Source organism: Fructobacillus tropaeoli, from assembly GCF_016860625.1.
Lineage (GTDB): Bacteria > Bacillota > Bacilli > Lactobacillales > Lactobacillaceae > Fructobacillus > Fructobacillus tropaeoli.
Genome location: NZ_BOJU01000003.1, coordinates 58,929 through 79,220 on the forward strand (window position 1 = coordinate 58,929; position 20,292 = coordinate 79,220).

The following is a 20,292-nucleotide window of genomic DNA, read 5'->3' on the forward strand; positions in this document are numbered from 1 at the left end:
CGATGATTGACTGGCTGATTTTTATTCTGAAAGGTGGTAATAATAGGTCGAAATCGAGATATTATCCATGGCCGATAAGGCAGACCGCAGTCGTAGTGAGGACTGGTTATGCAAAATATTTTGCCAGGGTTTCTTCGGTACGAACTGGGGAATAATGACCGTGACCGAATGGTTAATCTTTTCAGACTGATGCGAAACCTTGGTCACAAAACCAACCACTGGTTTGACGATTGACCGGTAAGAAGAGTGGACGTCAACGTAACGGACGTCTGGGAAATTAGCCGCAAACTGCTTAGCAATTTTTTCTTCCTTGGCAGGATTAATATCAAAGGAAACGTGCATCGCCACTACCTTGGTCGCAACGGATTGCGCATAGTCGATGGCCTCAGCCGTTACCTGCGTTAGGTTCGAGACGAGGACAATCGCCGTTGAACCCGCATATTCTTGGTGCTTTTGTTCCTTTTGATCGAGGTACTGTAAGCGCAACTGCTTAGAAACCGCATCGTAGTGTTTCCTAATTTTAAAGAATACGGTCAAAACCGCTGGCATGATAATCAAGTACGGCCAAACATGGGTTAATCGGGTCGCAAATAAGACGATGACCAAGGCAGCCGACATAAAGGCACCAAGGAAATTAATAGCCGCCTTCCCCCACCAAAACTTTGGCTTCAACCGCCACCAATGGATAATCATCCCCGACTGAGACAGCGTAAAGGGCACAAAAACTCCAACAGCGTACAAAGGAATTAAAGCATCAGTTGAGCCATGGAAAATCACGGTCAAAATCATGGCCCCAAAGGACAGTGACAAAATCCCATTTGAGTAACCCAATCGGTCACCCTGATCCATAAAGAGGTGTGGCAGGTACTTATCCTTGGCTAAGTTCACAGCCAGGACGGGGAAGGCCGAAAAGCCGGTATTGGCCGCCACTGCTAAAATCAGCGTTGTGGCTAATTGAACCAAATAAAAGCCTAGACCATGACCGCCATAGGTAATGGCGGCAATTTGCGACAAAACCGTCGAATGGCTGTTTGGCACAATGCCATACCAGTAAGACAAAAAGGTAATGCCCAAAAAGAAACTAGCTAAGATTAAGGCCATCATCGTTAAGGTTGCAGCAGCATGCTTTTCCTTGGGTGCCTTAAAGTTTGGCACCGCATTTGAGATGGCTTCCACCCCAGTCAATGAAGAGGAACCGGATGAGAAGGCACGCAAAAAGAAGATGAGCGATAAAGCCGAGAAATCAGTGCCGATCTTGGCGGCAGCATGGTAGGCAATCGCCCCGGTTGCGGCCTGAAAGAGACCATAACCAACTGTCGCCGCCATAATGACGATAAAGAAGTAGACCGGAATCATCAAAAAGTTAGCCGATTCACGCAAACCACGAAGGTTTAAAGCAGTTAAAATCAGGATAATCACCAACGAAAGCGGAACAGCAAAAGGCAGCAAACTCGGGATAGCGGCTGTCATCGCATCAGCAGCAGCCGATGCCGACACCGCAACCGTTAACATATAGTCAACTAACAATGAGCCACCAGCTACGAGGCCAACCTTAGGGCCCCAATTTTTACTAGCAACCGTATAAGCACCACCACCGTTCGGATAGGCATGGATAATTTGCCGGTAAGACAAAACAATGGCCGCCAAGAGTAGCAAAATTAAGAGCGCAATCGGCAATTGCAGCCAAAGGGCCACTGCACCACCGGCTAGCAAAACCGCCGTAATCGATTCCGTCCCATAAGCGACGGATGAAAGGGCATCAGATGATAGAAGCGCCAAGGCCTTTGACTTTGATAAAGCCTGGTCAGACGCTTCTAATGTTTTCAACGGCTTGCCAATAACAAACCGCTTCACGTTTCTAAACATGGTTGTCTCCAAATCGTTGTAATCAAACCATTGTACCTTGGAATGAAGAAGAAAAATAGCCACTCATCATCTTTTTTTCCACGATTCAACCCTTCTGCGTCCAAAAGAACCATCCCCAGCACTTAAAAATTAGCAAAATAGTGGATTCCTGCTGCCTGGCCGTCAGTTAAATCCGCAACTAAACGGGCACTGGCCAAATCCGGATTTTTTCGCCAATCATCAGGGACAGTCAGACGTAAGACTCGTTGAACCCAGTCAAGCTGATTTTGGCTGGGATAATGAAGGACACCTGCCACTAAGATCAAATCCGATCCGGCCATCTTCAACCCCTCTTGAACCGCCAAAAAGTTATCCACGTCAAAGAAGATTTGGCTAATCAAAACTTTCGCCCCAGCCCTTTCTTTGGCCAAAGCCTGGTTAACAACCCAGGCAACACCGTGGTTAGCAACCTGGTTGACGTCTAAGGTTGTCGCCAAGCTTAGCTCCGCTAACCCGGTTTGGCCAGTGGCCACCAGCAAGTCTTGAGCTGATGAAAACCCGTTGCTATCTGTCCGCTTATCCCCAGTCACCAGCAGAAAATTGTTTAATTCCAGGTCCAACAGGTGGTGAAAAGTTGACGCCACTTGGCCAGGCTGAATATCTTTGGCCCGAACATGAACCATCACCGGTTTTTTCGTTGTCAGCTGAACTTTCGTTGCTGTCTTCAAAAGGGTCTGCCAATCATGATCTGTTTGGCCTTGATTGGCCAAGCTAAAATACTGTGCCTGATCGCGGGCACAGGCACTTTTCAGGCCATTTTTGATGGTTAATTCCTGTGAAATCACCGGTCCTCGATGGTCTTGATAAAAATCAGTTACTGACTGCATTTGTTTTCCTTATTTTGCTTTCAAATAACGACACGATTACAACTAGGCCAATTTTATAAATTCTGATTTTCATGCTATAATAGATGAAAAATAACGGAGGTCAATCCCATGTACCAACCTGAAAAACACACAAACGAAGAAATTCAAACCTTTATCGACCAACCTGGCCGGCAGCTCATGTTCTTATCGGCCGACTGGTGTGGTGATTGCAAGGTCATCAAACCTTTCGTTCAAGGAATCAAGGATGAAGTTTCTAAGACAGCTGGTTGGATTGACGCCGACCGCGATGACAACTTGGACCTAGCAACAAGCTATGGTTTACGAGGTATTCCTTCTTTTGTCCTCTTTGTTGATGGCAAAAAAGTCGACCAAATTGGTCACGGAGAACGCCTAACACCAAAGCAAGTAACTGACTGGTATGAAGGAACACTTCAATAAGTCAACTTCATTCTAACAAAAAACCAAGCCTTTCGGCTTGGTTTTCTTTTTAATCATTTTTAACTGCTTGGTACTAACTAGTATGGAGCAGTTTTTATTTAATAAAAGCGGCCACCGTATTAGCTGGAATGGCAAAGCCCATTCCTTCAATATTGGTATCAGCAGCACCAGCAGAAATCTTAGCAGAACTAATGCCGACGACCTCCCCATCCAAATTAATTAAGGCCCCACCCGAATTACCAGGGTTAATGGCCGCATCTGTTTGGATAACTTGGACGTTTTGATTATTGGTCTGTGAAATTGCTAGCATCCGGTTTGGTGACGAAATAATCCCCTTCGTCATCGTTGAGGCATAGGCTGCTCCCAATGGCGATCCAAGGGCCAGCACCTGTTGACCGGACTTCAAAGACGAGCTATCCGCCAGCTTAGCAACCTGCTTAAAGGCGGTTGACTTCACGCGAATCAAGGCTAAATCCTTGGCCGTATCTGTTTTAATAACAGTTGCTTCGGCCTTTTGACCGTTAGCATCAACGACCTGGATGGCTGCTGAACCTTCAATCACGTGGTTATTCGTCACGATATCAGCAGTATCCTTTCCAATCTTAACCACAACGCCTGATCCCTGGGCTGCTGTCTCATAATCGGTCTGCTGCTTATCCTTTGTTTGGTCATCAAAGGCTGATGCACCATCGCTTAGTGAAGCTGATTTTTGTAAATTTTGCACCGTCACGACGGCATCTTTAACTTTGTTGTACGCACTAGTTGCCTGATCATTGCTTGTATAGGCAGTTTTTGCCACCGTTGCCGTCCCGGCAGCATTCGTATGGGTGGCTTGCGCCAACTGACTTTGATACCAAGATCCTGGTGAGGAACTAAACCACACCAGCAATGCTCCGATTACAAAGGCAGCCACTATCATAGTAGTAAAAGCGTGTACTCTTTTACGAATCATCCGGCAACTTTCCTTTCAATATTTTCTGATTTTTACACCACACTTAAAGTGGAAGGGTCACCTTAAAAATTGTTCCCTTTGGTTCATTATCACTTACGGTTATCTTACCATTATGGGCAGCAACTATCCATTCTGCAATGGAAAGACCCAAACCAGTACCACCAGTTTCCCGGTTTCCAGTTTTATCCTCGCGGTAAAAGCGGTCAAAGATATGCTTTTTCGCATCAGCTGAAATGCCCCGGCCAGTATCAGCAACCGAAAGTGCTAAGCGTTTTTTCTCAATCGCAGCGAAAACCGTCACGGTAGCACCGTCGTCCGAATACTTGAGTGCGTTATCCATTAACAGTACCAATAATTGGTGAATCCGTTTTTGATCAATTTCAACTTCCTGACGCACAGCATTGTGGATAACCACCTTTTTGTCGGAGATTTCCCCCATTTCAACGTAGGGTGACAAAATTTGCTTCAAAAACTGCCCGACATCGGTTTTTTCCTTTTCAATCTTGGTCATGTTTGACCCGGTTTTCGCCAAGGTTAACATGTTATTGGTCAAGGAATTCAACCGTCTGACTTCCGATAGCGACAGGATAATGGCTTCGGACTGCTGACGGATTGTATTATCCGGCTTGGTCAGCATCGTTTCCAGCTTCCCTTGAATGACCGACATCGGTGTCCGCAATTCGTGGGCAGCGTTATTAACGAAGTCTTGTTGCTGATCCCAGGCCTTTAAGATTGGTTTCATACTTTGTCGTGCAATAAAGAAGGCAAAGAACAAAGCAAAGATAAAGGCCGAAACAAATGACCAAACCATCACATCTTGGAATTTTTTCAAATTCAAAACAGTATCCGTGACATCAACAAAGACGTAACCATAAGTAGCTGATTTCAAACCTTGGCCATCTGGTACTAAGACCGTGTTCGGCTTGAATTTAACGGCTTGAATTCGCAGGTAAGTCTTATTAACGTGAACCGTTCTGGGTGCTAAGTTCAAATCACTGGTATCAAACTTCAGACCGAAACGCCTCGTTAAGACATTTTTGGAACCATTATTATTTGTCTGATTTTCAATTTCCTTCCCCTTGTCATCATAGTACAAGAAGTTTCCACGAAAATCTTCTGGCATATGGCGCATGGAGTCAGCCGTCAGCATCTTTTGCTTAGCAGAGGCGCCTTCATCCAACCAATTATTCCGTTGATAGTACTCCACATACTGGTTAATGACCTTGTCAGAGCTATCGTAAATCGTGAAGGTATAAACCCAAAAAATAACCCCGGCCAAAAAGCCAAAAATGACCATTAGACCCAGGGCCAACGTTGAGAAATTATCAATTTGTTGTTTGCGATTAATCAGTCTTGGCATCCGGTACCTCGAGAATAAAACCAATGTTACGAAGCGTCTTAATTAGCCCGCCCTGGCCAACTGCCTCAAGTTTTCGGCGCAGATTATTCAAATAAATATTGACCACGTTAATCGTGGTATCAGAATCGATTCCCCAAACGCGATCAAAAATTTGGTCACGGGTCACGATGATATTCTTGTTTTGACCCAAATAGGTCAAAATATCGAATTCCTTCCCAACTAATTTAACACTTTGCCCGTGAACCTGGACACCACGATTTTCTAAGTTAATCGTTAGTTCACCGACCGTAATCGTGTTATCTTCAGAATAGACACCCGTTCGACGCAAGAGCGCCTTTACTCGAACCAATAATTCTTCCCGGTGGAAAGGCTTGGTCAAATAGTCATCGGCCCCAACGTTGAAGCCTTCAATTTTATCGTCCAAAGATGCCTTCGCCGTTAAAATCAGAACAGGCGTATCCACTTTGTCATCCCGTAGGTTCTTAATGATTTCCAGGCCATTTTCACCCGGCAACATCAAATCAGAAATAATGAGATCGTAAGGAACTTCTTTTCCTTCATATTCACCGTCTTGGCCATCCGTCACCGCTGTGACATCGGCAAAGTCTTCCAAAAAGCCGACAATATTATCGGCCAGATTCTTATCATCTTCAATTAACAAGATTTTAATCGCTTTGGCCATAGTCCTTCTCCTTTGGGGCAGTCAGTGCCCGTTAAAATGTCTTATCAGTAATATTACTTTAGCAACAACAGATTAAGGTCATATTAAAAGGCCTTTACCATGGTCTGGCGAAGATGATGCCCTCGTTAATCAGGCTAACAAGCGATAATCATTGCTAACGGTGGTTGATGCCTGCTGGAAGGCAATCATCTAAAAAATTTTAGGCCAAGCCAATACTAATTTTCAAGGCCTTTGCCACCGCCTTCATTAAACCATCTTGCTGGTCAATGTGGGCAATGCGGTCGCGCAAACGGTGCTTATCGATGGTTCTGATTTGTTCGGCTAAAATAATGGAATCCCGTTTAATCCCACTAATTGCCGCCGGTAGTGAAATATGTGTCGGCAACTTGGGCTTAGCCATTTTGGAAGTAATGGCCACCACAATCGTGGTTGGGGCGTTCATGTTGCCCATATCATTTTGCACCACTAAAACCGGGCGCAAGCCGGACTGTTCGGAGCCAATTCCCTGTTTTAAATCGGCATAAAAAACATCGCCGCGGCGAACGTTTTCGTAATCTGCTGTCATGTCTATCCTCTTATGTATGGGCGATTTGCCCTATTTTGTCACTTAGTGTACCACTTGTCACGACTGTTAGTCTTCAATAATGCGTGGAATTCGTGACCCAATTCCAGTTAAGACTTCGTGAGGAATACTTTGGCCATATTCGGCCAGTTCCTCAATACTGATTTTTTCCTGGCCATCTTGACCAAATAGAATCACATCCGTATTGATTGGAACAGGCTTACTCAATGAAACAATAATTTGATCCATTGTGACCCGGCCAAGGACTCGTTCTTTATGACCGTTGACCAAAACGGTCATACCCGCAAACGTTCGATGATAACCGTCGGCATAGCCAATCGGCACTGTTCCAACCCATTGGTCTTCTTGTCCTACATAGGTTGCGCCGTAGGAAACTGCCTCACCAGCCAACAGCTGATGAACACCCCAAATTTTAGCTTTAAAGGTCGCCACCGGTTGCAATGGCAGGTCAGTTTTCTTGGCTGGATAGGCCGGGTTATAGCCATAAAGGGCCGAACCAACGCGAATCGTTTCGGTTGGAATTTCATCAAAATGGAAGAGTGCCGAACCAGAGTTCGCAACATGCCAGTACTTGGAATCGATATCCAAGGACGTAACCTGTGCTAAGAAATCAGCCTTCTGCTGGTCATAGTAAGCCTGGTTTTGATCATCTGCCGTAGCAAAGTGCGTGAAAACCCCTGCCAGTTCAAAGGCATCCTCACCCATGACAAACTGATACATCGATGACAAATCAGCCTTCGTCTTGGCACCCATTCGACCCATGCCGGTATCAATCGCCAGATGGACTCGCAAAGGTGGCAGTGGCCTTTCGCTAGCTTGTAAAAGGTCTCTTGCAGCCAGTAACCAATCCAGGTTGCCAACAGCCGGTGCGAGATAGTTTTCCGCCATCACTGGTACCAAATCAACGTTTTGTACGCCAAGGAGGACAATCTGGTCACTTTTTTTCGGTAAAACCTGACGGACTGAAAGTCCTTCGTCGACCGTTGCCACAGCAAAGTCGTGAACGTCTGCTTGACTCGCCAAAACTGTCGCGGCCCATTTGGCACCATGACCATAGGCATTGGCCTTAATAACGGCAATTAGGCGTTTGGCTTTTGCGTGGGCCATAATTGTTTTGGCATTATGAACCAGCGCTGTTGCTGAAACGAAGAGTGCCGCTCCTCGCCTAGAAAATGAATCATCATTCATGTCTATTTCTCTTTTCTACCAATAAAATGAGCCGTGAGGCGTTGAAACCAGCCAACTCTTTCAATCGTAACAACCGTGCTAACGTAGTCGCCACTATGGGTAATGGCAACTTCAATTCGATTTTTTTGTCCAACAACCTTCATAATTGGTCGACCTGATTTGGCATTAAGGATTGAAATATCCTGCCAAGACACATCGCGGCCAATCCCGGTCCCCAATGCCTTGGCATAGGCTTCCTTGGCTGAAAAACGGCCCGCAACAAACTCTAAGTAATGCTTGCCCGTCCGCTTTTGAACCGCCTCCTGCTCAGCTGGCGTTAAGATTGTCGACAAGAAGTTTGGTCGTCTAGACAATACGCCTTCAATTCGGCTAATGGACTCCATGTCGTTTCCGATTCCGATAATCATACCTCCATTTTATCAAAAAAAAAGAGAATCAACACAGAATGTGTCAATCCTCTAACTTTTTATGAAAAGGTTTGTAGTTCTTGATCTTGTGGCTTAAAGTTCTGCCATTCCTTTGACAAGAAGTTGTTGTTAATCTTGTAGTCGTTATCCTGGTACTTACCAGACAAGAATGGATTCAAGTACTGATCTAATGCCAGCCAACCACGCCAACCAATGTGAATGGTATCCTGCATGAAGAAGTCTTCCCCACCACGGTGTGACAAATCAGCAATGTTGTTAAAGCCTTGGCTTTGCAACTGATACTTAATCTTATCAACCGCCTGGTAGTACATCTTATCAGACAAACCAGTATAAGCAACCCAACGTTGGTTAACCGGTGTAATGACGAATTCGACATCCGTATGGTTCTTGGCAAAGTTTTCCAAAACGGCTTGCAAGTATGCGTATTCAACTGACTGACGGTAGTCATAGTTAACCTGAGCATCCTTAAGCATCTTCTGATCAGCCCAAACACGAGTACGATAGAACGAGTTCTTAATCCTAAAGCGGTTTGAACCGGTGTTCTTTTCACCCTGTTCAAAACCAATTTGGTTCAAAGCTTGCTCTTGGTACTGGTTAGGCAAGTCCTTGGCATACTTCATCACTTCATTCTTGTAGTTATGACTTGTTTCAAAGTTCGAGAACAAGGCATCCTGTCGTGACAAAATCTTATGCTGGAAGCGCAAAGCTGATTTATCAGCTGAACTTGGACCCTGACCATCTTCCACGTTGTGTAACATCCGGTTAAACATCGGCTTGTCACGAACCAAAGACTGCTTCAACAAGGCCTGGGCCATAAATTGATCGGTTTGGCTTGGCTTGTCCATGTTCAACAACCAATCAACCACTTGTAGTGGTGAATAGAAGATTGAGAACGCGCCTGTTGAGCCCGTCTTGGTGAACCACTGTGGTGAGATCACAAAGACTGCCTTCTTATGATTCAAGGCCTTTGGCATTTCCTGCATATTCAAGAATTGAACCATCGATTCGGATCCCGCCTTACCAAGCATAAATGGTCGATAAGAACGGTTATACTTTTCAGCCAAAACAGATGGATGCAAAGAATCAAAACGAGAAAGTTCTGATGAACCAAAGAAAGGAATATAATTTACTTTTTTGTCACTAAAGGCAGCGTCTTTAACCGCTTCCCCTTTGACGATTTGGCTTGAGAAGGAAACAGAAGCTTCTCTCAAATCCTGCTGGCTATAATGGTCCAGCGGGAATGGCAGAAAAAAGACCAGGCCGATAAGTGCCAGTGCTGCAAGCACCGGGCCAAAGATCTGCCACAATTTTTTCTTGTTAGTCATGAGGTTTTATCCCAACAATGATTCTACTTTAGCAATAATCTTGTTTGCTGTGTCCCAGTCTTCACGGTTAAATTCTGAAACTGGTGCTTGAATACCGAACTTGTTTTCCAAGTCCAACAACAATTCAACAGTAGCCATTGAATCCAACAACCCTGAATCAAATAAGTTTTCGTCCATTTGTGAAGACAAGTCTTCCCCAATGATGTTGTTCAAAACTTCTAATACGCCTGCTTTTACGTCCATTATATTTCTCCTCTATTAGTGGTGGAACCAGAACTTATCTAAGAATCCACAGAATACCAAGAATGTTAACATCACGAAGTTGAAGGTCAAGAAAATGGCGAACACTTCCGTGAATTTGTTATGTGGAATTTGGTCACGATGCTTCTTTTTAAAGCGCAACCAGGCGTCGTTGACAATCATTCCCGTTCCATGCAACAAAGCATAAACGATATAATACCATGTCAATCCGTGCCAAAGACCCATGACCATCATGTTGACCAAATAGCCAACGTTTGAAACAGTCGTCCGGTTCTTAATCCACTTCTTACGCATCACCATGAAGGAGAAACGCATGAAGACGAAGTCTCGGAACCAAAATGACAACGACATGTGCCAACGATTCCAAAAGTCCTTGATGTTATGGGCCCGGTAAGGTTGGTTAAAGTTTATTGGTGATTTAATCCCCATGACATAAGATGTAGCTATGGCAAAGCGAGAATAACCCGCAAAGTCAAAGAATAAATACATACCATAGGAATAGGCCACACCAATCAACCACCAGGAAAAGCCGTGATGGTTGTCGCCCATTGCCAAACTCTGAAAGAATGGATAGACGATTTGACCGAAGTAATAAGACAAAATGAACTTGTAGACAAAGCCTAGGAAGTAAGACTTGACTGCGTAGCCCAGCATGTCAATGTAGTCCGTTCGCTCTGGCACCGAACCGGCATCGCCGGCAAAGCGCGTGTAACGATCAATTGGACCTGATGACAGGGTTGGCATAAAGAGCATAAAGCGCAAAAACATGATTGGCTTAAACTCTTTAATGGCACCATCCCGCGTCTCAATAATCATCCCTGTTGAGCGGAAAGTCAAATAAGAAATTCCTAAGAAACCAAGCAGCGTGAATTCAGGCTTGAAAACGCCAATGGCACCGAAGCGCACCATTGTAATCGGCAAAATTGACAATGCTACCATTAAGTAGAAAACCCAGTTAGCATTCTTTGTTTTGCGGTAAGCCGAATAAAAGGACACGAGACAGAACTGCCAGATACTATAAACTAGTATCGCAATTCCCTGGTTCACATAGTGGCCAGTATCGAAAATTAAAAAGATAAAAGCCAAAGAGACCAAAATCTCATACCAGACAAAACGCTTACCGAAGTAAAGGCCAATTGCCAGTGGCGCCAAAGCCACTAAGAGGTAAAAGAAATAGGTCGGATCGGCATAGGGTTGTAGATTAGGCATTGCCATTCACCTCGGCAATCAGGCCCTTCAAGTTTACCTTACCATTTGGTGTCAAAGGCATGGCATCGCGGTAGATAAACCGTGATGGCATCATGTATGGCATGATGATGTCCTTTAAATCAGCCTTAATAGCGTTAGTCAAATCCATTGGCTTTTCAAAGTCGTTCTTCTTTGGCACAACAATGGCCAACAGTTGCTTAACTTCGCCATCTGCATCGTAGCGAGGAACGGCAGCAGCCTGTTCAACCCACTGAGACTTCAAGAAGTGCTGAGCGACTTCTTCCAATTCGATTCGGAAACCATGCAACTTGATTTGGAAGTCCACACGACCCTTGTAGTGCAACAAGCCGTCTTTGTCCATGTAACCCAAGTCACCAGTCTTATATCCTGGTTGACCGTCAACCGTTAAGAAAGCGGCCTTCGTCTTTTCAGGATTGTTTAAGTAACCCTTTGAAACAGCTGCACCAGACAAAACAATTTCACCTGGTTCATCAATTGGCAAGACCGTTCCGTCTTGATCCATGATGGTTGCCTTCATTTCAGGTTGCATGTAACCGATTGGCAACTTGTCGTACTTGGCCAAGACTTCGTCCGTGATTTCAATGGCTGATACGGCAACAGTTGCTTCCGTTGGTCCGTAAGTATTGAAGATTCGGGCATCTGGGAAGCGTTCGCGCAACTTCTTAGAAGTTGTTGCTGTCAAAACTTCTCCACAGAACAAGAACTTCTTCAAGCGAGGGTAATTTTCTTGCTTAAAATCAGGACTCAACAAGGCAACGTTGGCGAATGAAGGAGTTGAAACCCACAAGTCCAAGTCCATTTCTGGCAAAACTGTAAAGAGTTGCTTGAAGTCATCGGCAATTTCCTTTGACAATGGCTTCATTACGCCACCCATCAACAGTGAACCACCCCATGACATAACAGAAACGTCAAATGAGAATGGCGTCTGTGTCAAGACGTTGTCACCACGGTGCAAATCAAATTCATCAGAGAAGAGCCAGTTCAAATAAGACAAGGCGTTCTTATGTGAAATCTGAACACCCTTTGGCTTACCAGTCGTACCAGAAGTAAAGATAATGTAGTAATTATCATCGCCCAAAACCGGGTGAGTTAACTCGTATGACTTCTTAGCAGTAAAGGCTGCTTGCAATTCTTCGCCCTGGAAGACAGGAACAGAATCGATTGGCAATGGCAATTCATCCAAAGCAATCACTGCTGAAGGTTGACCAATTTCCAAGATGTTTTCGATTCGATCCTTGGCAGAGTCCTTGTCGACCGGTGCATAGGCGTGGCCTGATTTTACAGCAGCTAAGAAAGCAGCTACCATTTCAAATTGGTGACCACCAAAAACCATAATTGGTGACTTGTCAGGCAAGTTTTGCTCATCTAAGTAGGCGGCCAATGAGTCAGAGTATGACTTCAAATCGCCGTAAGTATAAGTATGGCCCAAACCATCGTAGGCAACCGCATCAGGGTTTTCTACTGCATAGGCATCAATATTTTTGTAAATGTTATCAATCATTTTGTCGCTTCCTCTTTATTTTAAAATTCGTTATAAATGAAGTGGCCCCCGGTGACACCGGAATAGCCGTACAGATAAATCAAGGCTAAAATGATTAAAAAATAAGCCAGGGTTCTGACAATAAATGTCACCCAGGGCTTGCTTAGAAAACGCTTGAACATCGCGTGACGCCCCCAAAATTGTTCGGTTAGTGTTATAATTATTGGCATATTACCAGTGGTATCTAGTAAAACACTTTTACTATTATAGCACAATACCCTTTTCTTGTAATACACCCCGAATTTCGGGGCAGTCTGGAGGCTCTGTTACATGTTTGCAAAGATCCTAACAAAGGTTCAACAATGGGATCGAGCTTGGGTAGGTCTTTCACCTATCAAAAATCTTTTTTCTTCCTTTAAACAGGTATTACCTTTGGTAATCATTGATGTTTATTGGCGTTTGATTACTCGATTATTTTTAGACCCTGGCGCTTTATTCGCCACTATTTTTCATTACAAAATTCACTTTTTCAATAATCCACTCATTTCCCAAGGAATTGGCAATGTCTTAGACTACCTAGTCGTGGCCTTTACGATTGCGCTTTGGACCAAAAAATATTTAACGGAAAAGCTATCCGAAAAAAGAGACCCAATCTTGCCGGTCACCGTTAACTTTGGTCTAGTCTTAGTTCAGACAATTTCTACTGTATCCAACCAAGGGCAGTTGACCATTCATCTTGGCCTTAGCTTACTAGTAGCCTATCTGGTTAATCTTAGCTACTTGGCCTTAACCAAAATTACGAAAGATCGATTACAAGACATGGGCTTCACCTATTTGAGTTGGGCAGCCGTCGTTTCAATCCTTATCGTTACCGGTGCATCATTTATGCCAAACCTTGTAACTCAGGGAACCTATACGACCTTCTTTTCGTCTGATTTTTTTGCCCATTTCTATTCATTGGCGTTGGTGGCTGTTTTAGCTCCTATCTTACTCGTCTTAGGAATCAGCATTCCTTTGGACTTGTCGACTGGCGCCACAGATTTGGCCCAGGTGAACACCAACCTGAATGCCGTCTACCAATCAGTGATGGCCACATTGCCACAGCCACAAAATCCCTATTCTGTTTTGACGGCTTCAGCTATGATTGGCGGCGTTGGCGCAACATTAGGATTGGCACTAATTCTCATATTTGCTAAGAGTAAGCAGAACCGTCGACTCGGTTTCTGGTCATTACTCCCAGCTCTATTTGACAGTAACCGCATTTTAGCTTACGGAATTCCGCTTTTCTTCCGACCACTGACATTGGTACCGATGATTTTGAGTTCCCTTTTTGGTTCACTTTCAGCCAGTATCGCTATTAAGCTCAATTTTGTTCGGCCAACCGTCTTTAGTGCTCCCAGCGGAACGCCTCACTTACTGCTTGGCTTTATGGCCAGTCAAACCCCTTGGCGATCATTAATTTTAGCTATCTTTGTGCTGCTTGGTTCAATTTTGATTTATTGGCCGTTCGTGAAGGACATGGTTAAAAAGGAGGCTAAGCATGGCTAAAAGTACAAAATTTATGCTGTTCTTAACGGTCCTCTTAACCGTTATCATTGCTCTCTTTGGTCGTGTCTGGATGCTTTCCGAGCACCAAAATGACCGAGCAATTCAAAAATCGCGGATGGAGCCTGTTATCTTTGTCCCTGGATCAAGTGCGACCGTCAGAAGATTTGACGACCTCTTTGCTACCATTAATTCAGAAGACCGTGATAAGGGGACCCACTCTGTCTTGAAGGTTCAGGTCAATTACGACGGTAGCCTGACTTATTCTGGTCACGTTGATGGCTCTAATCGCCGACCATTTATTGTCGTTGGTTTTGAACGTAACCAAGACAACTATCCAACCATTCAAGCTGATTCCGAAGCACTTTCAAAGGTCATGAACGACCTACAATCTCGTTACCACTTCCGGAACTTCTCCGCAGTCGGTCACTCAAACGGTGGTCTGATTTGGACAGACTATTTGGAAAATTACTATAGTTCAACCAATTTCCACATTCGGACGTTGATGACTTTGGGAACACCTTTCAACTTCTCTGAAACCTCAACAACACGACAGACAACCATGCTTTCGGATATGATCGATGGTGCAAGTAGCCTACCAAGTGATTTGGTGGTCTACTCGGTTGCTGGTTCTGAAGACTACACGGACGATGGGAAGGTTCCTGTTCAATCCGTGCTTTCTGGTAAGTATATTTTCCAAAAGAATGTTGCTAAGTACACCCAAACGACAGTTTCAGGCGATAACGCTGGTCATTCAAAGCTACCAGAAAATCCCGAAGTGATTAACCTCATTCGCGAACTCGTCTTGCAAAATCAAAATGATGGGTCCAAATTAAGCCCCAAGAGCGCCAAGAGTATTAGCCAAGACTTCAGCCGCTAATCACTGCGCAACTGTTTTGTTTCATTAGAATGGAGGTCTCGTGATGGCTTTGCTAAAAAATAAATTCGGGCTGGCCACCATTAGCGTACTAGCCCTCTTCTTCCTGAGTTTTCACTTTCAAACCGCTCAAGCAGAAGACCCGAACAAAATTGAACCCAGCTCGAACTTTGTTGTGACTGATAATGCCAATGTGCTTTCAGATCAAACCAAACAGGTAATCTTAAAGCAGGAGCAAACGTTTAAGAAGACCAAGGAACAGCCCCAAGTGGCCGTTTTGACCGTCGACAATACCGATGGCCAATCAATCCGCGACTTCACTAACGATTTAACCATGCGCTCGGTTTGGCACGCTGGTAAAAAAGGGCAAGACAATGGTGTCATTATTGTCTTTGCTAAGAACAACGGGCAAAATAATGTCCGTGTCGTGACCGGAACCGGTGTTGAATCCGTTTTGCCTGATGGTAAAATTTATCAGCTCCTACAAGCTAACCAGCAGGAGTTAAAATCTTCGGACCCAACAGCGATTGATCGAGGGATTCGCAATCTCTTTTTACAGGTTGAAAAGACGCTACCAACAACACCAACAAGTGGTAAGCAAAGCGCCTCAACAACCAGTGCGGTGATTGCCCTTGGCTTAGTTGGTGTTCTTGCCCTCGTCATTTTCCTAGTTTGGTCGAAAATGCGTCGCTTTAATGGCGGCAACACGTCTTATTATCGCGGCGGTAATGGCAATACACGCTACTTCAATCAATCACCAAATGGACCGCAACGCGGCCACAGTTCAGGTCTTAATTGGTTCCTAGGAGGATTACTACTTTCAAACCTCTTTTCGGGCCCAAGACGCCATTTTGACGATGACCACTACGATGATTTTGGTGGTGGTTTTGGCGGCGGATCCGATTTTGATGGATCTGACTTTGGCGGTTCAGACTTCGGTGGTGGGTCTGATTCCGGCGGTGGTGGTGACTTTGGTGGCGGTGGATCTGATTTCTAAAGACTGACTACGGTTGCGCCAGGATACAATCCCCGCTACAATATTTCTAATAGCGTCAAGCTAAACAACGATAAAGGATACGAATCATGACAATCATTAATGAAAAGACGCCCTTTTACAAGAAACGCGGTTGGCAAATTACGGCAGTTGTCGCCCTTGTCTTCATCATTCTCATTGGTGGCTTTATTTCTTCTGCCAATGGCTTGTCCCGCAAGGAACAGGATGTTGATGCTGCCACTGGTGGTATTCAAACCGCGTTGCAAAACCGCGCCGATTTGATTCCAAATCTGGTTAATGCTGTTAAGGGAGCCCAGGGACAGGAATCTGCCATTTACGGCAAGATTGCTGATGCCAGAACCCAATACAATCAAGCAAAGCAAAGCTATGCGAATGCCAACGATCAAGACCAAAAGACAACGGCCATGCAAAATCAGGATAAGGCTTTCAATCTGATGGTTTCGACGATTAACGAAAACTATCCAGATTTGAAGTCTTCTGACCAAATCCAAACTCTGATGGTTCAACTAGAGGGCGTTAACAATCGTGTGACATACGAGCGCAAGGTTTATAACAAGGCTGTTCAAGACTACAATAACAAGGTTGTGTCATTCCCTAGTTCTTTGGTGGCATCTATGACGAATCACCACAAGTTCAACTACTTCACCGCAGACAGTTCTGCCCAACAAAATCCAACGGTTAACTTCAGTAAATAATATTGAAGAAGACAGCAGAAAGCCCCAACCAGTAATGGTTGGGGCTATTTTGTCTCACATAAAGAATACTATTATTATACAAGAACTTCGATAATCGAACAATCTTTTTGGCCATTTCTTTTATTTCATTTTGTTACAATTTTGTAAGTTAGTTTTGCTAACAAGAGAATTGTTCTAATCTAATTTTAATGATAGACTAATAAATAAATCGTTTATCGCCACAAGTTGGCACTGGGAGGTATAAATGTCGATTAGCTCTGCTCTTGAAAAAACGCTTACCAACACTTCGATTATCGCTGCGATTGTTGAAACCTTAGGGACCATTCTCTTAGGTTTTTGGCTTCGTAAGCGGCAAACTCTTAGCCAAGATGCCGTCAAAACTTTGACGAGCATCACGATGACGGTTGCCCTACCCCTCTTAGCTTTTACGGCCTTTCTAACCCCATTGAACCATCAAACCCTCGTCCAAAGTATGGATGTTCTGATTTGGGGCTTGATTATTTATGTCATTTTAATTGTCACGATGCCCTTTTTGTACGGTCGCTATGATAAAGATCAACGAGACGTTCTAGGTGTCTTAACCGCCTTTGGGTCAACAACTTTCTTTGGGATGCCAATCGCCGGTGCCGTCTACGGCGCTAAGGGGATTATGTATGCTTCTGTCTTCAACATCGGCTACCGCGTCTTCTTATACTCCTACGCCTACATCAAAATGTCCGGGGAGCAGCTACGCGGTGAACATATCAAAAAGATGCTCGTTAACCCAATTGTGATTGCCACCTTCTTAGGCTTGATTCTTTGGGTTAGCCAAAATTGGATGCCTCAAATCAGTATCAGCACTGGAGGTAAAACCAGCCAGGTGGCCTTCTACCGCCTCGATATGACCGTCCCTTGGCTCTTTGCCTGGATGAAGCTGTTAGCCGGCCTAGCTTCACCATTAGCCTGGTTAGCCATTGGAGCTAACTTGGCTCAGATGCCCTTTGCAGATGCGATTAAAAACCGCACCGCCTGGTACTATTCCTTCAATAAAGTCATTATCGTCCCAATCATCATGGCTGCCATTGCCATCTTGGCAAACGCTACCCATATTTTGCCCGTTGATCAAGTAGCCATGGCGACAATGGTCATTATGATGGCGACCCCCGTTGCCACCGTGGCAGTTAACTACGCCATGGCCTTCAACCATCAAAGCTTACTGGCAGCGAACACCTCGCTGATTTCAACAATTTCGGCTACCGTGGTCTTGCCGCTCTGGATTATCATTGTGCAACTCTTAGGTGAATTGCCCATCTTCAAATAGCAAAATATTAGAAACGAACCATTATCACGGCCAACCATCAAATTCAATCACCTTTGGTGGTCAAAGTACCATCGCCGCTAACCGGCTGTGTTCAGACTGATTTTTCCGATGACGACAAAAACAACAGGTTGAGCAGATTGTCTCTTTTTCAATCGACTATTAATCGGTATAATGGTCCTTATTGAGGAGTTGAAAGGAGCCAAAATCATGGCCATTGTTGGATTACTCGTCGTCGCCTTCGCTTTATTAATTATCTTATTTGCGGCCGCTCACGGCTGGAAGCTTTTCCGTCAAGGAGACGTCAGCATGCTCCCATTACTTGGAATTGCTGCCTTCCTTTTTCTAATCGGGCTCGTCTTTATTATTTATAATTTGATGACGCTTCACTAATTTAAGAAAATCAGATTCAAACTAGCCCCAATCATCACGCTACTAAAAACGATAGCCACTGACCAGAGATCAGTGACTATCGTTTTTTTTAAAAGGCAATCAAATAAGCAAGAAAGGCCTCAACGACCAAAAGCAAAAAGGTAATTAAACGGTAATAGGAAAGAATTCCGACGTATTCTCGAATCAAGGCCGTTGGCAAAAAGTACAGAGAAGTCGGCGCCCCAATTCCCTGAGCGGAAAAACCAATCCGCTTGGAATAAAGACTAGCCCGCATAACATGGTAATTGCTGGTCGAAAAGAGAATCTGCGGTTGACCAGTACGGCCGGATTTTTCCCAGTCTGTTAGAATCTTTTCCTTGGAAAACATAAAGTTCTCAAAGGTATTGCGGGACTGATCCTCTAAGATGATATCTTCTGCCGGCACACCGACTTCGAGCAAATACTTCCGCATGGCATCGGCCTCGGAAGTACTTTCGTCAGAGCCTTTTCCTCCCGATACCACAAACTTTGGTCGTTTTCCCTCTTCAGCCTGACGGTAATAGGCCAAGGCCCGGTCCACTCGACTCTGGAGCAACGGAGTGACCCGGCCATTATGGATATAACTACCCAGCACAATGATGTAATCAGCCTTCTTCGTCGCTGGCAATACCTGGTACAAAAGTGAATAACCCAGGTAACTGAGAAACAGCAAGAAGAAAGTATTGTAGACGAGCAATCCCAGCGTATAGCAGAAGAAAAGCAAGCGACCATGGACTTCCCCAATCAAAAAGAGCAAATAAAAATCAATGCCCATCGTGACTGCCAAGAAGAGCGCTAATTTAGCGGTAAAACTCTTCCCTTCCTTATGGGAAATAATATTAGTATTGCGCGCCAACCAAAAAATGGCGAAGGCAATCACTGCAATTGGCAACAAAATAACCAAAATGTTCATCACCGGTATTTGCCGGTCTAAGACGTAACCGGCTAGTTTCAGATACAGGGCCATCACCGTCAGCAATAACGAAAAAATCAGTAAACTTCCAAAAATGAAGTTCCGCTTATCAATGGCAACAGCGATGACTGCCACGACCACAAGCGCTAATAATAAATAAATTAATGGTGTCAGCATTTCAGCCACCCTCTTTACACTTTTGTTTCAATTATAACAGAAATGAATGACAAAATAGAAAAAGCACCCGGAAAGCAGAATCCGGGTGCTTGGAGAGAAGAATAAATTAAGCAGAAATGTATTTTTTAAGCGTAAGTTAACTTTAAGCGTCAGTTAACTTTAAGCGTCAGTTACTTGAGGACAACTTGCCAGCTAGTAGGCACTTCTAGAGTGTGTACTTCCTTGACCAAGTTATCTTCTTTATTTTGCTTGAACAACCACTTGTAAGTATCGTTCTTGTAAACCCACTTCGTTGTCACCGTCTTAACCTGGGCAGTTTGAACATCAGCCTTCGTATAAGTAGCTGATTGCTTAACTGATTTGACAATGTCACTTGTATCTGGCGCAAAGTGAGCGGTTGCTTCCTTGTCCGTTGCTTGGTCCTTATAGACCAAAACGTAGTCGTCAGTACCAATCTTCTTAGCAGCAGCCATGCCCACAGGCATTTGAGCCGGTGCAGCAGAGTAAACCTGCTTGGTAGCGACCGTTGTTTCCTTCTTCATCCCATAATGAGAATCCATGTTAGCAGCCAACAAACCAATTGAAGCAACCATCGCCAATGAGAAGATTGTTCCAAAAGTAGCCTTCAGGACTTTTGATGGCATCAGGAACCAGCTAGCAGCAGCTAAGGCAACAAAAATCGGAATAATTACCAAAATCATGA

22 protein-coding genes are annotated in these 20,292 nt (G+C 44.5%); 7 read left to right on the top strand and 15 right to left on the bottom strand.

Annotation, left to right across the window (positions count from 1 at the left end; all coding sequences use genetic code 11):
- Nucleotides 1-21: 21 nt before the first annotated feature.
- Both kimA and FT12353_RS04400 read right to left on the bottom strand, forming a co-directional pair.
- Nucleotides 22-1,866, bottom strand: coding sequence for a potassium transporter KimA (kimA, locus tag FT12353_RS04395; RefSeq protein WP_203618734.1), 1,845 nt, complete (start codon nucleotides 1,864-1,866; stop codon nucleotides 22-24).
- 122 nt (nucleotides 1,867-1,988) lie between these two features.
- Nucleotides 1,989-2,732 carry a methylenetetrahydrofolate reductase gene (locus FT12353_RS04400; RefSeq protein WP_203618736.1) on the bottom strand — a complete coding sequence of 248 codons (744 nt, stop codon included), beginning with the start codon at nucleotides 2,730-2,732 and terminating at the stop codon, nucleotides 1,989-1,991.
- Between the two features lie 108 nt (nucleotides 2,733-2,840).
- Between FT12353_RS04400 and FT12353_RS04405 the strand changes: the two genes are divergently transcribed.
- Nucleotides 2,841-3,170, top strand: a complete 330-nt coding sequence (locus FT12353_RS04405; protein ID WP_047974658.1) for a thioredoxin family protein — start codon at nucleotides 2,841-2,843, stop codon at nucleotides 3,168-3,170.
- A gap of 94 nt (nucleotides 3,171-3,264) precedes the next feature.
- Here FT12353_RS04405 and FT12353_RS04410 read toward each other — a convergent pair whose 3' ends face one another.
- The 11 genes from FT12353_RS04410 to FT12353_RS04460 form a co-directional block, all read right to left on the bottom strand.
- Entirely contained in the window at nucleotides 3,265-4,122 is an 858-nt protein-coding gene (locus FT12353_RS04410; protein WP_059393760.1) for a S1C family serine protease, read from the bottom strand.
- Between the two features lie 43 nt (nucleotides 4,123-4,165).
- Nucleotides 4,166-5,482: a sensor histidine kinase gene (locus tag FT12353_RS04415; RefSeq protein ID WP_203618738.1), complete on the bottom strand. Its 1,317-nt coding sequence runs from the start codon at nucleotides 5,480-5,482 to the stop codon at nucleotides 4,166-4,168.
- Nucleotides 5,466-6,164, bottom strand: coding sequence for a response regulator transcription factor (locus tag FT12353_RS04420; RefSeq protein WP_047974655.1), 699 nt, complete (start codon nucleotides 6,162-6,164; stop codon nucleotides 5,466-5,468). Before FT12353_RS04420 ends, FT12353_RS04415 begins: the two co-directional genes overlap by 17 nt.
- A 199-nt stretch (nucleotides 6,165-6,363) precedes the next feature.
- Nucleotides 6,364-6,729 (bottom strand): type II toxin-antitoxin system PemK/MazF family toxin, encoded by a 366-nt coding sequence (locus tag FT12353_RS04425; protein ID WP_047974654.1) that lies wholly within the window; start codon nucleotides 6,727-6,729, stop codon nucleotides 6,364-6,366.
- 66 nt (nucleotides 6,730-6,795) lie between these two features.
- Nucleotides 6,796-7,935, bottom strand: a complete 1,140-nt coding sequence (gene alr, locus FT12353_RS04430) for an alanine racemase (RefSeq protein ID WP_203618740.1) — start codon at nucleotides 7,933-7,935, stop codon at nucleotides 6,796-6,798.
- A gap of 2 nt (nucleotides 7,936-7,937) precedes the next feature.
- Complete coding sequence (gene acpS / locus FT12353_RS04435; protein WP_168778766.1) at nucleotides 7,938-8,342, bottom strand: holo-ACP synthase; 405 nt, start codon at nucleotides 8,340-8,342, stop codon at nucleotides 7,938-7,940.
- A gap of 59 nt (nucleotides 8,343-8,401) precedes the next feature.
- Nucleotides 8,402-9,688 (bottom strand): D-alanyl-lipoteichoic acid biosynthesis protein DltD, encoded by a 1,287-nt coding sequence (dltD, locus tag FT12353_RS04440; protein ID WP_203618742.1) that lies wholly within the window; start codon nucleotides 9,686-9,688, stop codon nucleotides 8,402-8,404.
- Between the two features lie 6 nt (nucleotides 9,689-9,694).
- Nucleotides 9,695-9,931, bottom strand: a complete 237-nt coding sequence (dltC, locus tag FT12353_RS04445; RefSeq protein WP_047974650.1) for a D-alanine--poly(phosphoribitol) ligase subunit DltC — start codon at nucleotides 9,929-9,931, stop codon at nucleotides 9,695-9,697.
- A gap of 15 nt (nucleotides 9,932-9,946) precedes the next feature.
- Nucleotides 9,947-11,158 (bottom strand): D-alanyl-lipoteichoic acid biosynthesis protein DltB, encoded by a 1,212-nt coding sequence (dltB, locus tag FT12353_RS04450; RefSeq protein WP_203618752.1) that lies wholly within the window; start codon nucleotides 11,156-11,158, stop codon nucleotides 9,947-9,949.
- The gene (dltA, locus tag FT12353_RS04455) at nucleotides 11,151-12,680 is read right to left on the bottom strand and encodes a D-alanine--poly(phosphoribitol) ligase subunit DltA (RefSeq protein WP_203618759.1); all 1,530 of its coding nucleotides are present in this window, start codon (nucleotides 12,678-12,680) and stop codon (nucleotides 11,151-11,153) included. Before dltA ends, dltB begins: the two co-directional genes overlap by 8 nt.
- A 20-nt stretch (nucleotides 12,681-12,700) precedes the next feature.
- Nucleotides 12,701-12,889, bottom strand: coding sequence for a teichoic acid D-Ala incorporation-associated protein DltX (locus FT12353_RS04460; protein ID WP_373299338.1), 189 nt, complete (start codon nucleotides 12,887-12,889; stop codon nucleotides 12,701-12,703).
- Nucleotides 12,890-12,989: 100 nt separating this feature from the next.
- Here FT12353_RS04460 and FT12353_RS04465 point away from each other — a divergent pair, with 100 nt between their 5' ends.
- From FT12353_RS04465 to FT12353_RS04490, 6 genes are all read left to right on the top strand, one after another.
- A complete protein-coding gene (locus tag FT12353_RS04465) occupies nucleotides 12,990-14,207 on the top strand; it encodes a PTS sugar transporter subunit IIC (RefSeq protein ID WP_203618761.1) in 1,218 nt (405 codons plus the stop codon).
- A complete protein-coding gene (locus tag FT12353_RS04470) occupies nucleotides 14,200-15,084 on the top strand; it encodes an alpha/beta hydrolase (protein WP_203618763.1) in 885 nt (294 codons plus the stop codon). Before FT12353_RS04465 ends, FT12353_RS04470 begins: the two co-directional genes overlap by 8 nt.
- A gap of 43 nt (nucleotides 15,085-15,127) precedes the next feature.
- Complete coding sequence (locus FT12353_RS04475) at nucleotides 15,128-16,078, top strand: TPM domain-containing protein (RefSeq protein WP_203618771.1); 951 nt, start codon at nucleotides 15,128-15,130, stop codon at nucleotides 16,076-16,078.
- 86 nt (nucleotides 16,079-16,164) lie between these two features.
- Nucleotides 16,165-16,791 (top strand): LemA family protein, encoded by a 627-nt coding sequence (locus FT12353_RS04480; RefSeq protein WP_168778773.1) that lies wholly within the window; start codon nucleotides 16,165-16,167, stop codon nucleotides 16,789-16,791.
- Nucleotides 16,792-17,035: 244 nt separating this feature from the next.
- The gene (locus FT12353_RS04485; protein ID WP_203618773.1) at nucleotides 17,036-18,091 is read left to right on the top strand and encodes an AEC family transporter; all 1,056 of its coding nucleotides are present in this window, start codon (nucleotides 17,036-17,038) and stop codon (nucleotides 18,089-18,091) included.
- 207 nt (nucleotides 18,092-18,298) lie between these two features.
- On the top strand, nucleotides 18,299-18,481 hold the full coding sequence (locus FT12353_RS04490) for a hypothetical protein (RefSeq protein WP_168778775.1): 183 nt from the start codon (nucleotides 18,299-18,301) through the stop codon (nucleotides 18,479-18,481).
- An 88-nt stretch (nucleotides 18,482-18,569) separates the two neighbouring features.
- Here the strand turns inward: FT12353_RS04490 and FT12353_RS04495 are convergent, their stop codons facing one another.
- Together FT12353_RS04495 and FT12353_RS04500 are read right to left on the bottom strand one after the other, a co-directional pair.
- Entirely contained in the window at nucleotides 18,570-19,589 is a 1,020-nt protein-coding gene (locus FT12353_RS04495) for a YdcF family protein (RefSeq protein WP_203618781.1), read from the bottom strand.
- A gap of 170 nt (nucleotides 19,590-19,759) precedes the next feature.
- The gene (locus tag FT12353_RS04500) at nucleotides 19,760-20,290 is read right to left on the bottom strand and encodes a DUF4811 domain-containing protein (RefSeq protein ID WP_203618783.1); all 531 of its coding nucleotides are present in this window, start codon (nucleotides 20,288-20,290) and stop codon (nucleotides 19,760-19,762) included.
- Nucleotides 20,291-20,292 lie beyond the last annotated feature (2 nt).

Bases quoted from the DNA above. Each gene is read 5' to 3' on its own strand.
- kimA (WP_203618734.1), bottom strand. From the start codon at position 1,866: ATGTTTAGAAACGTGAAGCGGTTTGTTATTGGCAAGCCGTTGAAAACA.
- FT12353_RS04470 (WP_203618763.1), top strand. From the start codon at position 14,200: ATGGCTAAAAGTACAAAATTTATGCTGTTCTTAACGGTCCTCTTAACC.
- FT12353_RS04420 (WP_047974655.1), bottom strand. From the start codon at position 6,164: ATGGCCAAAGCGATTAAAATCTTGTTAATTGAAGATGATAAGAATCTG.
- alr (WP_203618740.1), bottom strand. From the start codon at position 7,935: ATGAATGATGATTCATTTTCTAGGCGAGGAGCGGCACTCTTCGTTTCA.
- FT12353_RS04405 (WP_047974658.1), top strand. From the start codon at position 2,841: ATGTACCAACCTGAAAAACACACAAACGAAGAAATTCAAACCTTTATC.
- FT12353_RS04490 (WP_168778775.1), top strand. From the start codon at position 18,299: ATGGCCATTGTTGGATTACTCGTCGTCGCCTTCGCTTTATTAATTATC.
- FT12353_RS04475 (WP_203618771.1), top strand. From the start codon at position 15,128: ATGGCTTTGCTAAAAAATAAATTCGGGCTGGCCACCATTAGCGTACTA.
- FT12353_RS04495 (WP_203618781.1), bottom strand. From the start codon at position 19,589: ATGCTGACACCATTAATTTATTTATTATTAGCGCTTGTGGTCGTGGCA.
- FT12353_RS04410 (WP_059393760.1), bottom strand. From the start codon at position 4,122: ATGATTCGTAAAAGAGTACACGCTTTTACTACTATGATAGTGGCTGCC.
- FT12353_RS04465 (WP_203618761.1), top strand. From the start codon at position 12,990: ATGTTTGCAAAGATCCTAACAAAGGTTCAACAATGGGATCGAGCTTGG.
- FT12353_RS04480 (WP_168778773.1), top strand. From the start codon at position 16,165: ATGACAATCATTAATGAAAAGACGCCCTTTTACAAGAAACGCGGTTGG.
- FT12353_RS04500 (WP_203618783.1), bottom strand. From the start codon at position 20,290: ATGATTTTGGTAATTATTCCGATTTTTGTTGCCTTAGCTGCTGCTAGC.
- dltD (WP_203618742.1), bottom strand. From the start codon at position 9,688: ATGACTAACAAGAAAAAATTGTGGCAGATCTTTGGCCCGGTGCTTGCA.
- FT12353_RS04425 (WP_047974654.1), bottom strand. From the start codon at position 6,729: ATGACAGCAGATTACGAAAACGTTCGCCGCGGCGATGTTTTTTATGCC.
- FT12353_RS04460 (WP_373299338.1), bottom strand. From the start codon at position 12,889: ATGCCAATAATTATAACACTAACCGAACAATTTTGGGGGCGTCACGCG.
- dltC (WP_047974650.1), bottom strand. From the start codon at position 9,931: ATGGACGTAAAAGCAGGCGTATTAGAAGTTTTGAACAACATCATTGGG.
- acpS (WP_168778766.1), bottom strand. From the start codon at position 8,342: ATGATTATCGGAATCGGAAACGACATGGAGTCCATTAGCCGAATTGAA.
- dltA (WP_203618759.1), bottom strand. From the start codon at position 12,680: ATGATTGATAACATTTACAAAAATATTGATGCCTATGCAGTAGAAAAC.
- FT12353_RS04400 (WP_203618736.1), bottom strand. From the start codon at position 2,732: ATGCAGTCAGTAACTGATTTTTATCAAGACCATCGAGGACCGGTGATT.
- FT12353_RS04415 (WP_203618738.1), bottom strand. From the start codon at position 5,482: ATGCCAAGACTGATTAATCGCAAACAACAAATTGATAATTTCTCAACG.
- dltB (WP_203618752.1), bottom strand. From the start codon at position 11,158: ATGCCTAATCTACAACCCTATGCCGATCCGACCTATTTCTTTTACCTC.
- FT12353_RS04485 (WP_203618773.1), top strand. From the start codon at position 17,036: ATGTCGATTAGCTCTGCTCTTGAAAAAACGCTTACCAACACTTCGATT.